This is a genomic window from Mycolicibacterium sp. Y3, from assembly GCF_051188035.1.
Classification (GTDB): domain Bacteria; phylum Actinomycetota; class Actinomycetes; order Mycobacteriales; family Mycobacteriaceae; genus Mycobacterium; species Mycobacterium fluoranthenivorans.
Genome location: NZ_JAVQLT010000002.1, coordinates 147316 through 159801 on the forward strand (window position 1 = coordinate 147316; position 12486 = coordinate 159801).

The window sequence follows — 12486 nt, forward strand, 5'->3', positions numbered from 1 at the left end:
TGTCCTTGTGCCCAGGCCCTACCCCCGAGAGTTCCGTGACGATGTTGTGCGGGTCGCTCGTAACCGCGATGACGGTGTGACGATCGAGCAGATCGCTACTGATTTCGGTGTGCACCCGATGACGCTGCACAAGTGGATTCGCCAAGCCGATATCGATGAGGGCACCAAGCCCGGGAAGAGCACCGGCGAGTCTGCGGAGCTGCGGGATGCGCGGCGGCGGATCAAGTTGTTGGAGCAGGAAAACGAGGTCCTGCGCCGGGCGACCGCGTATTTGTCGCAGGCCAATCTGCCGGGAAAAGGGTCTACCCGCTCGTGAAGGAGCTCGCCGCCGACGGGATTCCCGTCGCGGTGACGTGCCGGGTACTTAAGCTCGCCCGCCAGCCCTATTACCGCTGGCTGGACCAGCCGATCACTGACGCCGAACTCGTCGAGGCCTACCGCGCCAACGCCCTGTTCGACGCCCACCGCGACGATCCGGAGTTCGGGTATCGCTACCTGGTCGAAGAGGCCCGCGATGCTGGTGAGCCGATGGCCGAGCGGACCGCTTGGCGCATCTGCTCGCAGAATCGGTTGTGGAGCGTGTTCGGCAAGAAGCGCGGCAAGAACGGCAAAGTCGGGCCGCCGGTGCACGACGATCTCGTCGAGCGCGACTTCACAGCAGATGCACCAAATCAGTTGTGGCTCAGCGATATCACCGAACACCGGACCGGCGAAGGCAAGCTCTACCTGTGCGCAATCAAGGACGTGTTCTCCAACCGCATTGTCGGATACTCGATCGACTCCCGGATGAAATCCCGGTTGGCCACGACCGCGCTCAGTAGTGCGGTTGCACGACGAGGTGGAGTGGCCGGTTGCATTCTGCACAGCGACCGCGGCAGTCAATTTCGAAGCCGAAAGTTCGTTCACGCCTTGGGTCGTTACGACATGGTCGGCTCGATGGGCCGCGTCGGTGCCGCCGGCGACAATGCGGCCATGGAGAGCTTCTTCAGCCTCCTACAGAAGAACGTGCTCGATCGCCGCCGCTGGGCCACCCGCGAGGAGTTGAGGATCGCCATCGTCACCTGGATCGAACGGACCTACCACCGACGCCGACGCCAGGCCGGCCTCGGGCGCTTGACCCCGATCGAATACGAAGCGAGTATGACCACACCGGCCAGTCAGGCTGCGTGACCGCAACTGTCACCTGATCGTGCAGCAGACCCGTGGGGGTATGGAGCGCCATGGCTGCACCGCGGTCCAAGCCGCCATAAGTCGTGGCCACGACTCGCGAGGCTGGGTGCTCAGCAGAGGGTAGGGCGGCGCGGGGAGGACAACAGTGTCTTCGACCCGGGATACGATCTGGCTGCCGTTCATGGGGTTGGCCTTAGCGAGTTCTTTCACCCATTCAGTGGTGGCGCTGCGCACAAGAGCCAGGTCAACCAGCCGACACGATGCTGCGTAGTCCCACCGTGTCACCAGACCGTCTGTAACCAGATGGCCCCATTCAGCGGTCGCCAGTATGTGCTTTCGGTGCGAGGACGGCACGATCACCGAGTGGGTGGACGGCAACGCCCCGTCGCTGAGCATCGGGAACAGGTATGCCGGCTTCGGGTACTCAGCGACCGCGGTGGTGGTGATCACCATCGCGGGAACTGCCCGAGGTGGGCGACTGTAGGCCCAAGCACACACCACGCATAGCCGGCGTGACCCATAGGGCCAGGTATTGAACCCCGTGAACTTTTCAGAAACGATGTTCGAGCTGGCGACGGTGGGACCCCCGTCGCCACAGCGTCCGCAGCAGCCACTCATGGACGTGGGGGCATCGACAAGTGGCCGACCGGCAGCAACCCACGCTGAGGCGGCAGGATCGGAAAGCATGGTGCAGGCCACATTACGTGAGCGTGACGGTGTGACGCCGGTGGGCAAGTGTGCACGGTCTAGCTAGCTCTGTGCGAGGCGTTCTTGGACAGCACAATGGGGGAACGGCCGCTGGCACGGAGAGTTCGAGCGTTGAGAATATGGTTGCGGGTAGTTGGCGTGAAAGAGCGCTGAGGTCATGAACGTCATGGACGAGAGGGAGGGGCAAGCGGTTGAGCGAGGCGAAAGACGAGCTCAGCGCAGTTGTCGAGCGGGCGCCAAGTGCGCGCATAGCTGAAGTAGCTGCGTTGTTGAGGTTTTCCGGTGGAGTTCGCGTTGTGGGCGAGAAGATCGTCGTCGAAGCCGAAGTCGATCACAGGCCTACCGCTCAGCGGCTTAGCGCAGCGCTCTATGAGTTGTTCGGATCCGCGCCAGCTCTGCACACTCCTCACGGGGGTTCGGGTGGGAGGGCCCTTCACCTCGTTCGCGTCACCCACCGCGCAGAGGATCTCGCTCGCCAAACCGGGCTGATTGACCGTCGTGGCATGCCAGTTCGTGGCATGCCGGCACACGTTGTCGGCGGAACCCGCGGTGATATTGAAGCGGCCTGGAGAGGCGCCTTCCTGGCTGCCGGCGCTCTGACAACGGCGGGCCAGCGCCAGGGGATCACCGTGAGGTGTCCTGGCATGGAGGCCGGGCTGGCCCTCGTCGGATTGGCGCGCCGCCTTGGGGTTGCTGCGCAGCGACGTGAGATCCGAGGCCAAGAGTGCGTCGTGGTGCGCGCCGACGGTGATGTGAGCGCGCTGCTGTCCCAGATTGGTGCGCCGCGGTCATCCGACTCTTGGACCAACCGCCGGCATCGGCTCCCGCAAGCGCAGATGCGGGCGGCCGGCGCGACGCTCGAGTCAGCCAATGCTAAGCGCGCTGCTGCGGCGGCGGCACGCGCGACGGCTCGTGTGCGGCGGGCCTTGGAGATTTTGGGGGACGCCGCTCCAGATCACTTGGCAGCAGTTGGGTGGCTGCGCCTGCAGCATCCGGATGTGCCGTTGTTGGAGCTGGGCCGGTTGGCTGATCCGCCGATGTCCAAAGACGCTGTTGCAGGGCGTATCCGACGGCTCGTGGGTTTAGCTGATCGAACTGCTAAAAGGGCCGGACTCCCGGATACAAGCTCGGCGGCCTAGCCTTCTGACAGCGTTGGCGTTGATCCGCCCCGGTGTGTCGGGAGGTTCTCTTATCTGAGTGCCTCCTCGGTCTGAGGGTGCCGCTGGCGATGGTAGTAGAGCGCTTCAGCTCGGTCTGGCGTGAGGTCCTGGCAGTAGCCGTTAGGCCGCTGGCGGTTGTAGAAGGCGACCCATTCGGCGGTGACCAGGGACAGCTCGGTGGCGCCGGGGTAAAGCGGTTGGTGGTCAATGAGCTCGGTCTTGTAGCTGCTGTTCACCGATTCGGCCAGGGCGTTGTCGAAACTATCGCCTACCGATCCCACTGAGGGCAGGATGCCTTCGGCGGCCAGCCGTTCGGTGAAGGCAATCGCTGTGTATTGCGAGCCCGCGTCGCTGTGATGAATGAGCGACTCCAACGCTGTTGTACCGGAACGCTTTCTGGCGTCGATGGCGTGGTTGATCGCATCGGTCACGAGCCTTTGGGTCATCTCGGTGGCCACCTTCCAGCCGACGATCTTGCGGGCGTAGACGTCGGTGACGAAGGCGGTGTAGGCCCAGCCGGCGCGGGTTCGGCAGTAGGTGAAATCGGCCACCCACAAGAGGTCAGGAGCCTGGGCGACAAATCGCCGCTGCACCCGATCCGGTGCCCGTGTCGCGGCCGGGTCAGCGATGGTGGTGCGGACCCGGCGCCGCTTGCAGGCGCCGCGCCATCCCATCTCCCGCATTACCCGCTCCACCACGCACCGTGAGACATCGAGTCCGTTGGTGCGCAACACAATCCATGTCTTGCGGGCACCCAGGACGCGATACAGCGGGTTGGATTGACGGAGACGGTAGATCGCGTCGATCACCTGCGCGTCAGCCCAGTCAGCCTTCGATGGGCCGCCGCGGGCGCGGTGGGAGTAATACGTCGACGGGGCGATCGTGACGCCGCACTCGGACAGAACGGCGCACATCGACTCGACACCCCATTTGAGACCATCGGCACCCACCCGCTGGTGCTGGTGGGCGCTGATGAACTCCACGACTACGGAGAGGGCCGGTCGAGTTCGGCGGCGAAGAAAACCGATGCCGCTTTCAAGATCGCGTTGGCCCGCTTGAGTTCGGCATTCTCGCGGGCAGCTTGCGCAGTACCTCGGATTCCTCGGTGGTCTGCCCGGCTCGCTGCCCGGCGTCGATCTCGGCCTGGCGGACCCATTTGCGCACCGTTTCAGCGGTGCCGACACCCAGTAGGTCAGCGACCCGGCCCATCGCTTCCCACTCCGAGGTGGTGTCGCTGCGCAGATCGGCCACCATCTGCACCGCCCGCTGCTTCAGCTCGTCTGGATACCGCCTTGATGACTTCGAACCCACGTGTCCATCCTTCCCAACGGGAGAAGTCTCCGGACACCCCGGGGCGGATCAGTGATGCCGTACGGGCGGGGCCGGAGTTGGCGGGAAGGGACCGGCCCGTTGTGGAGCCGGTCTCTTCCCGCCGCTTCGCGCTACTGGGTGAGTTTGGCCAGCAGGGTCCGCAGAGTCTGCAGTTCCTCGTCACTGAGCGTGGCCGGGGAGTGGTCGGTGGCCCCGTGGTCGTGGCTGGCGTGGTCGTGGCCCGCGTGGTCGTGGGTGCCGGCGGCGAGTGCCTCGTGCAGCGCGCGCTTTGCATCCTTGATCGCGGCCAGGATCGAGGCTTTGGCCTCCTTGAGCGTCTTCTTTTGCTCGTCGGTGCCGGCCCAGGTGATGGTGCGGCCCAGTTCCGCGGTCGCCTTGAGTTCGCGGCGGATCTTGACGATGTCGGCGAACTTCTCGGCCTGGGCCAGCAGGGCGCGCGCGGTGTCGGCGTTGAACCCGCGCCAGGCCAGCAGGTTACGGCCCAACTCGGTCAACGTGGCCTCACCGTCTTTGAGGGTGACCAGCCCTTTGCCGGCCATCACCGAGAGCAGCAGTTCAGCGCGCTCCTTGGGCGGTGTGATCGCCCCGTGGCTGGCCTTTGAGAGCCGCTTGACCACCTCGGCGGCATCGGCCGGGCCGTCGAGCAGCAGGGCCGCGACGACGGTGGCCTTCTTGAAGGGGCCCCCGAACCCCGGACCACCGAAGCCACCCGGACCGCCCCAGCCGCCACCGGGACCACCGAAGCCACCTTGAACACCGGGACCGCCCCAGCCCCGACCGAAGCCACCCGGATCACCGGGACCACCGAACTTGCCTGCACCGAACATTGAGTTTCCCTTCCCGTGTCATATCAGATAACAAGCTACTTGATAACAACGTACTTGATAGATGTCAAGTATGTTGATGGTTAAGAAGCCAGAGCCGAATCTGTGACCCGCACTCCCATGTCATCGAATAATGCTGCTGAACAACGCTTTTTGTCTCAAGTCGGGGACTAACGCTCCGTCCGGACCTCAGTCGTGCGAGGATGTTTTTTATGACAGAAGCAGGCGAGGAACTACCACTGGGGTACTTGTTGCACCGGGTGGTGACGGTGTTGCGACCGCACGTCAGCACTGAACTGCGCGGGCTGGGGATCGGGCTGCCCGAGGTGGTGTGCCTGCGGCTGCTATCTACCAACCCGGGGCAGTCCAGCGCGGACTTGGCCCGCACCACGAAGGTCACGGCCCAGGCCATGAACCAAGTGCTCAACCGTCTGGAAGATCTCGGTGCGGTGAGCCGCTCGCACGGATCGACCGGCCGCACGCTGCCGGCCCGGCTCACACCGGAGGGCCGAAAACTGCTCAGACGGGCCCAGGCCGTCACCCTGCTCGCCGACCAGCAGTTGCTGGGCTCCATCTCCGCCGCCGAGCTGCGCCAGCTCAAACGGATTCTCTACAAGGCGGGTGACTGCGCGAACGACGACGCAGCGCCCTTCGGAAGGTGATACCCATGACCGAATCCACGACGTGCGTGATCGCCGGCGGCGGCCCCGCCGGGATCATGGCGGGGCTGCTGCTGGCCCGCGCCGGGGTCGAGGTCACCGTGCTGGAGAAGCACGGCGACTTCCTGCGTGACTTCCGCGGCGACACCGTGCATCCCAGCACCATGGCCGTGCTCGACGAGCTCGGATTAGGAGAAGGCTTCGCCGCGCTGCCCAAGAGCATCATCGAACGCGTCGGGCTCCCCGGGCTCGACGGAGGCGGGCACCCGACGACGGTCGTCGACTTCAGCCGCCTGCACCACCCCCATCCCTACGTGGCGATGGTGCCGCAGTGGGACCTGCTGAACCTGCTCGCGCAGGCCGCCGAGCAGGAGCCGACGTTCACCCTGCGGATGAACTGCGAGGCCACCGGAGTGCTGCGCGAGGGCGGGAAAATCACCGGAGTCACCTACCAGGGCCCCGACGGAGCGGGCGAGTTGCGGGCCGAGCTGACCGTGGCCTGCGACGGACGCACCTCGACCCTGCGGCAGGCGGCCGGGCTCAAACCTCGCGAGTACCCGGTGCCGTTCGACCTGTGGTGGTTCCGGCTACCAGGGGAACCCGACGGGCACTACTCCATGATCCCGCGCATGGCCGGCGGTCACACCCTGGGCATCATCCCGCGCGAAGGCTACTACCAGATCGCCTACTTCATTCCCAAAGGCGCCGACACAGCGCTGCGCGCCGAGGGCCTGGCGGCGCTGAAACGCAACCTGACTGAATTGATCCCCGAAATCCCCACCGATGCTCTGACGAGCTGGGACGACGTCAAACTTCTCGACGTGCGGTCCAACCGCCTGCCCCGCTGGTACACCGACGGACTGCTGTGCATCGGCGACGCCGCCCACGCCATGTCTCCGGCCGGCGGCGTCGGAGTCAACCTCGCCATCCAGGACGGCGTCGCCACCGCACGGCTACTGGCCGCACCCCTGCTCGCCCACCGGGTCAGCACCCGCGACCTCGCCGCCGTCCAACGCCGACGCACCCTACCCACGGTCTTCACCCAGACGTTCCAGCGCGTCATGCACCGCGGGATGTCCCGCCAGACCGGCCGCGACCTGCAACTGCAGCCACCCGAGGCGCTGCGGAAGCTGGCCGGGCGGCTGCCGGGACTGTCGGCGGTCCCCGCCTACCTCTTCGGCGTCGGGATCCGCCCAGAACACGCCCCAGACTTCGCACGGCGGCGTGATCAATGAGAATTTCGCGTTCGTGGGGTGCGCTGGCCGCGCTGCCAGCGGACGACGTGATGACCCGCATAGTGCTGCAGGCGGGGTCGGGGGTGTCCCTGCAGCTGTCCTGCAGTCCCTGCGGGCCTACCGACCCCGCCAGGGGTTTCTGGCGATCTGAATCGCGTTGCTCCACAACACGATCCGCTTCTTGGGTCTGGACTACCATCGCAATAGAACAACCAAACGCAACGGGGAGGCGCCATAGCCTTCGCTAATTTCACGCGGCATCTCTGCGATCAAGGGGTCAGGCACACCTCACCATGCGACTTGGGGTTGGCGGGTCGTGGGTCCAGTGGAGCGCGAACTCGGATGGGGTGAGTTCACCGTGGGCGGTTTGGGGCCGGTTGTCGTTGTAGTCGCGGCGCCAGTCCTCGATGATCACCCGTGCTTCGAGCAGCGAGTCGAAGCGCCACGCGTTGAGCAACTCGTCGCGGAGTCGGCCGTTGAACGATTCGATCCAGGCCTTCTGCCACGGCGAGCCAGGATCAATGAACAGCGAAGCGGCGCTGTTGAATCGGCACCAGTCGTTGACGGCGTTGGCCACGAACTCCGGGCCGTTGTCGAAACGCACATAGGCCGGGGTACCTCGCTGCAGGGCGAGGTGCTCCAAGACGGCGACGACGCCGTCAGCATCGATACAGCGATCCACGATGATGGCCAGTGCTTCGCGGGTGAACTCGTCGATCACGTTGAGCATCTTCAGAGTGCGGCCATCGGCGGTGGTGTCGAACTGAAAGTCCATCGCCCAGATCACATTCGGGCGGATCGATGACATCGCCCCCACTACGACACCGACGCCGGTCAGCCGCTTCTTCCTGCGGCGCTGCGGGACCCGCAGTCCTTCGTCGCTCCATAGCCGGCGGATGCGCTTGTTGTTGACCGTCTAGCCCGCCCGGCGGGCCATCTTGGCGGCCCGTCGCCAACCCCAGCTGGGCCGTTCGGTGGAGAACTTGCGCAGCCAGGCACGTAACTCGGCTTCCTCGGTGCTCATCGGTGGCGGGGCCAGGCCCATCGTGGACCGGTGCAGGCCCACCACGGTGCAGGCCCGGCGCTCAGAGACCCCGAACCGCTCACGCAGCACCTCAACGGCGCTGCGTTTGCGGTTCGGGGTTAAAAGTTTCCCGCCGAGATCTTCTTGAGCATGTCGATGTCGAGAGCCTGGTTGGCGACCATTTTCTTGAGGCGGGCGTTCTTGGCTTCGAGCTCTTTGAGCCGTTTGGTGTCGCTGGCTTTCATGCCGCTGTACTGGGCAATCCAGCGATGCCAGGTCAACTCGGCGACCTCCAGGTGTCGGCACACCGCGTCCAGTTCCTGGCCCGACGCCAAGAGCTTGTTGCCCTCGGCCAGCTTGCGGATGATCTGGTCCGGCATATGCCGACGGCGCTTCTTCGATGTCATGTCGTTGCCGATTCTTCCTGCCCAAATATCCGGGCAAAAGAGTTGCACAACGACTGGACCACTACGAAGGGCTCACCTCAGGCGCGTGCTTCATCGTGTGGGTGTGTCGGGGGCCCAACCCCTTCGTTCAGGCGGAGACCGATTTGATCGTGGATCAGTGTCAAAGTCGCTGTACCGCAATGATTTCAGACGATGGGACTGAAGGATTATGTGCTTTGGGGGACATGACCGCGGGACCTGGACGGCGCTCAATGTCATTGGCAATTATCGGAGCCTTACGGCTTTGTGTCATTGCGGATTGGTCGGCTGATCCAGTTAAGTCTCTTGACCTGGGCGCGGGCGAGTCACGAATCGGTCATCGCAGCGTAGAGCGCTTCGCCGCGTGCCCGCACTCTCGCCGCGAGGGAGGCGAGGTGGTCGGCCTTGGGAACGGGGATGGCGATCAGTTCTTCCAGAGTGCGCATGATGTGCCCGAGGCCGTGGGTGAAGGGAATACCGAGGTGCTCGTTTTCTAGCGGCATGGCGATGACCTCATCGACGCGTGGCAGGGCGCTGTCTAAGTCCTGTCGGTGCAGGGCGACAACGACTTCCACGCAGCGGACAGTGACCGCATCGTAGCTGTTGGGCGTGGTCGCTGAGCGTTGCGATCAGCGAGTCGATCGATTCGAGGTCACGTGCCTGGATGAGGTCCCAGATTCTGTCCATTACAACGTTCGGCCTGACTTCGTTGCTCGGGTCGCGGGTGATCATCTGGTCGATGGTTCTGATCGTTCGCCCGATGGTCGGGTTGTTGCGGTACTCGGGGCAGTTGGTGAGAAAAGAGCGCACTAGATAAGCCTTTTCGAAGGCCTTGCGCGCGACGCTTCCGCCGAAGGATTCACAGCTGATGAGCGTCTGCACGGCCAGTACGGAAAAGGGTGCCAAGGTGCTCGGTGGCGTAGCGGCCGTGCTGAGATCGACGACCATGGAGGACGCCGCCACGAGCGCCAACGTGTCGCGGTGACGATCCCGTGGCATGTCGGCCAAATCGAGCAGGACGCTGCGTGCGAGGTTGACCGAGGAGTTGAGATCGCCGCGGCTCATCCGGCAGGTCGACAATTCAAGTTGCAGCATCAACCTGGTTAGCTGGAAGAACGTCATTTCGTTCTGTTCATGGAACGCGAACCGGGAAGCCTTGAGGATCACTGCCAATAATGCGTCGGCGTGTGCGGCTAATTGGTCAACGGCGATGAACGCGTTGCGATCCCGCATGGCGCTCAGCCAGCCGAGCAGTGCGTGCAACATCATCGACAGCTGCTCGCCGAGTCGATCCGGCGGGACGTCGCGGAGGAAGATGTCGCGCAGTATTTCGTGGACGAGGGGATGGATCTGAATAGTCTCGGCGGCCTCGTTATTGGCGTTGAAGTTGTCGGTGAGCACGATCCGTTGAGCGAGCGACTGTGTGCGGAAGATGCTGATGTATCGGCGTTGTACAGCTGGTTCGGCCGCGGTGGGTTTCGGGAGTTCGCCGAGCCGCATCTCGGCCGACTCGGGGGACGCGGCAATGAGGAGGTTCAGCGGGATCTTTTCGGGTGCAAGCAGCGCTGCATGGTAGAGCAACGCCGCGGCGATGCGCATTTCGTCGGGCGAGTGGGATCCGAGTCCGTCTCCGAGGTAGCTGACGGCATGCCGGATCGCCGCGTAGAGCGTGGTGTTGCTGACTCCCGGTGGTATGGCGCCCTCGTCTTCGAGGGCGTCAAGTTCGGCGAAGTATGCGGCGGACAGCTCGGCGAGCGATCCGTCCGCGTTGCCGAAATATATGCCCGCCATGCTGACCGCCAAGGGGATCGACCCCAGGCGCACAATCACATCCCGTACCCCCGGATGCTCGGTGGTCGGGTCCAAACCAGCGTGGGTGGCGAAACAGGTGGTGGCCTCGTCCAGGCTGAAGGTCGGAATGGGAATCTTGGGCACCTGAGGCCACCACGCCGTCTCGTTCGGCGTGGTGACGATGATTTTGCCGTTCCCGTGTTTTTGGGTATCAGGGACTCGATCGCTTTGCGGGAGGTGGCGCCGTCGAACACGAGCAGCCATCGGCCGCGGTGTCGGGCGAGAGCGTCATGCAAGATGCTGGTGGGGTCGGTCTTATGGCCGAGGCGCGTGTTGGTGAGCTGCTCGGCGTAGCGCCGAGCAGCGGTCATCATCGTGTCGTGTTCGCGGCAGTCGATCCAGCACATGAACTCAAAGGCGTTGTAATGCAAATGGCAGAAGTTCGCCGCTAACGCTGACTTCCCGTAGCCGGTGGCAGCGGTCAGTATCGCCATACGCGGCTGACGGCCATTGCCATCACGCTGCAGTGCAGCGAAGATCTCGTCGAGCTGCGCGACCCGCGGAACGGTCGAACTAAAGGTCGGAATGCCGCCGATCGGAACGCCCCAGTCGAAACTCCCCAACACATGCGCCACGGCGTGATCGGGCGTCTTGAGCAGTGCGACAATCTCGACGGCGGTAGACCGCTCCGCCCCAGTACCAGCCGCCGATCGAAAAATATGGTGCAGCAGCACCATTGACACTATTCGGGACGTCGGTTCACCTTGGCTGAGCATCCGATCTGCGCGTGCCGAGCGAACGTGGCCGGCGACCGAAGCGGCCAGATCGTCCACCGATCTGCGATCTACAAGAATGAACTGGCCAGACGATAACGTGTCGAGATCCGCAGCCGGATAAGCGAATTGGCCAAACGGCGACTCATCGTCTTTTACGCGCGTGCACGTATCCGCCAGCCCGGCAGACAACGGCCTATTGGTCAGCAGGTGGTGCACACCACCCAGGGCCTGGAACCGACCCATCACATCCGCGGCCTCACCGGGGTGCAGCTTGTTGGCCGACGGATCCCTGGAACCCTTGACCTGCACTCGCTCGACAATTTCACCGCGGTGCTCGATCGCGAAGTCCACGATGTCCGGATCCGCGCCGATGCTCGTTGCGGCGGTGGGGTCGGTGGGTTCGATCAGCAGCGCCACCTCGGCAGCGTCGACACCGTCGGCGGTCAGGAAGCTCAAAAAGTAGTCCGCTGTAACCAGATACTGATACAGGAACCCGTACGCCGCGCTCGGTCCGCCGCCCATAGATCACTCCTGCACTCGGCGGGCCCTCCGCCCACCTGCGAGGCTAGTACATACGTTCGACATCCAATGCGGATGACGTTGCCGTGTGTCCGATAGCAGCGACCCGGTGTCGCGCCCTACCCGCCCACAGTCAAAGCGGCTGTCGGATCACAGAGCTTCCGAAGCTATGCTGGCTAGGGCACTGGCGCGGTCCAGCTCGCCGGCCGTACGCGTCTCGCGATTCGGGGTCGCTTCTGGCCCGAGGATGCCGACTCATTCGGTGAAATCGCTATGAACTGCGAAAACGCCCCGCTGTGACGTAAATGTACGTGCTATCGATGTGCGTTATCAGTATATTCTGACATTACTACACGGCTACTACGCGGATGTTTACGGTAGTGTCGCTATTGCCACCGCAGGCCGACAACCATCTAAGGAGGTGCTTCACGATGTCAGATCTGCTGGTCAAAGCCGGTGATGACACCGCCCGGATGGACACGCACGAGGTCGTGGCCTACCTGCTGGCCCGCCTGGGCCCCACCTTGACGGCCTACATCGCCGGTTCCAAGAGCCGCGCGATGCCAGCGCGATGGGCCACCCCGCCAGGGGAGAGCATGCACGCCGAACCCTCCGATGCGAAGGCACGCCGTCTCAAGGCTGCCCACACCGTCTTCCTGCTGATCGAGGACGCCGAAAACGATCAGGTCGCCCGCAGCTGGCTGATTTCGGCGAACCCGCGCCTGGACGGGAGCACACCCGTCGAGCTTCTCCGCGACGATAAAGCGCCCGTGGTGTTCCGCGCCGCGGACGCGTTCATCACCGACACCTACTACGCCTGACGTCGGGCGCTCCCTATACTCAGCCCGTCCGCAGCGTAGGGG

Annotated in this window: 9 protein-coding genes and 3 pseudogenes; 6 read left to right on the forward strand and 6 right to left on the reverse strand. The window is 64.1% G+C overall.

What is annotated here, in order from left to right; translation table 11 throughout:
• The first annotated feature begins 7 nt into the window (after positions 1-7).
• The 3 genes from QN239_RS31900 to whiA all read left to right on the forward strand — a co-directional run bounded on the left by QN239_RS31900 (position 8) and on the right by whiA (position 3017).
• Positions 8-1170 (forward strand): IS3 family transposase gene (locus tag QN239_RS31900; RefSeq protein ID WP_499008985.1). Its coding sequence is split into 2 segments (ribosomal slippage): positions 8-292 and positions 295-1170, totalling 1161 coding nucleotides; the frame shifts between segments, so codons are not numbered across the junction.
• Positions 1171-1498: 328 nt separating this feature from the next.
• Positions 1499-1654 carry a hypothetical protein gene (locus QN239_RS31905; RefSeq protein ID WP_499017227.1) on the forward strand — a complete coding sequence of 52 codons (156 nt, stop codon included), beginning with the start codon at positions 1499-1501 and terminating at the stop codon, positions 1652-1654.
• Between the two features lie 415 nt (positions 1655-2069).
• Positions 2070-3017 (forward strand): DNA-binding protein WhiA, encoded by a 948-nt coding sequence (gene whiA, locus QN239_RS31910; protein WP_499017228.1) that lies wholly within the window; start codon positions 2070-2072, stop codon positions 3015-3017.
• A 50-nt stretch (positions 3018-3067) separates the two neighbouring features.
• On the opposite strand, the pseudogene QN239_RS31915 reads toward whiA, so the two are convergent.
• Positions 3068-4292, reverse strand: a pseudogene (locus tag QN239_RS31915) (IS3 family transposase).
• Between the two features lie 320 nt (positions 4293-4612).
• A pseudogene (locus tag QN239_RS31920) lies at positions 4613-5197 on the reverse strand (hypothetical protein); the annotation flags it as partial.
• Positions 5198-5406: 209 nt separating this feature from the next.
• On the opposite strand from QN239_RS31920, the gene QN239_RS31925 reads away from it, so the two are divergent.
• Entirely contained in the window at positions 5407-5856 is a 450-nt protein-coding gene (locus tag QN239_RS31925; RefSeq protein WP_499017229.1) for a MarR family winged helix-turn-helix transcriptional regulator, read from the forward strand.
• A gap of 5 nt (positions 5857-5861) precedes the next feature.
• Positions 5862-7088, forward strand: coding sequence for an FAD-dependent oxidoreductase (locus QN239_RS31930; protein ID WP_499017230.1), 1227 nt, complete (start codon positions 5862-5864; stop codon positions 7086-7088).
• Positions 7089-7376: 288 nt separating this feature from the next.
• Here QN239_RS31930 and QN239_RS31935 read toward each other — a convergent pair.
• The 4 genes and pseudogenes from QN239_RS31935 to QN239_RS31950 all read right to left on the reverse strand — a co-directional run bounded on the left by QN239_RS31935 (position 7377) and on the right by QN239_RS31950 (position 11626).
• A pseudogene (locus tag QN239_RS31935) lies at positions 7377-8519 on the reverse strand (IS3 family transposase).
• 344 nt (positions 8520-8863) lie between these two features.
• A complete protein-coding gene (locus QN239_RS31940) occupies positions 8864-9040 on the reverse strand; it encodes a hypothetical protein (protein WP_499017231.1) in 177 nt (58 codons plus the stop codon).
• A gap of 10 nt (positions 9041-9050) precedes the next feature.
• Positions 9051-10472, reverse strand: a complete 1422-nt coding sequence (locus QN239_RS31945) for a hypothetical protein (protein ID WP_499017232.1) — start codon at positions 10470-10472, stop codon at positions 9051-9053.
• On the reverse strand, positions 10364-11626 hold the full coding sequence (locus QN239_RS31950; protein WP_499017233.1) for a hypothetical protein: 1263 nt from the start codon (positions 11624-11626) through the stop codon (positions 10364-10366). Before QN239_RS31950 ends, QN239_RS31945 begins: the two co-directional genes overlap by 109 nt.
• Positions 11627-12054: 428 nt before the next feature.
• Between QN239_RS31950 and QN239_RS31955 the strand changes: the two genes are divergently transcribed.
• Entirely contained in the window at positions 12055-12444 is a 390-nt protein-coding gene (locus tag QN239_RS31955; RefSeq protein ID WP_499017234.1) for a hypothetical protein, read from the forward strand.
• Positions 12445-12486: the final 42 nt, after the last annotated feature.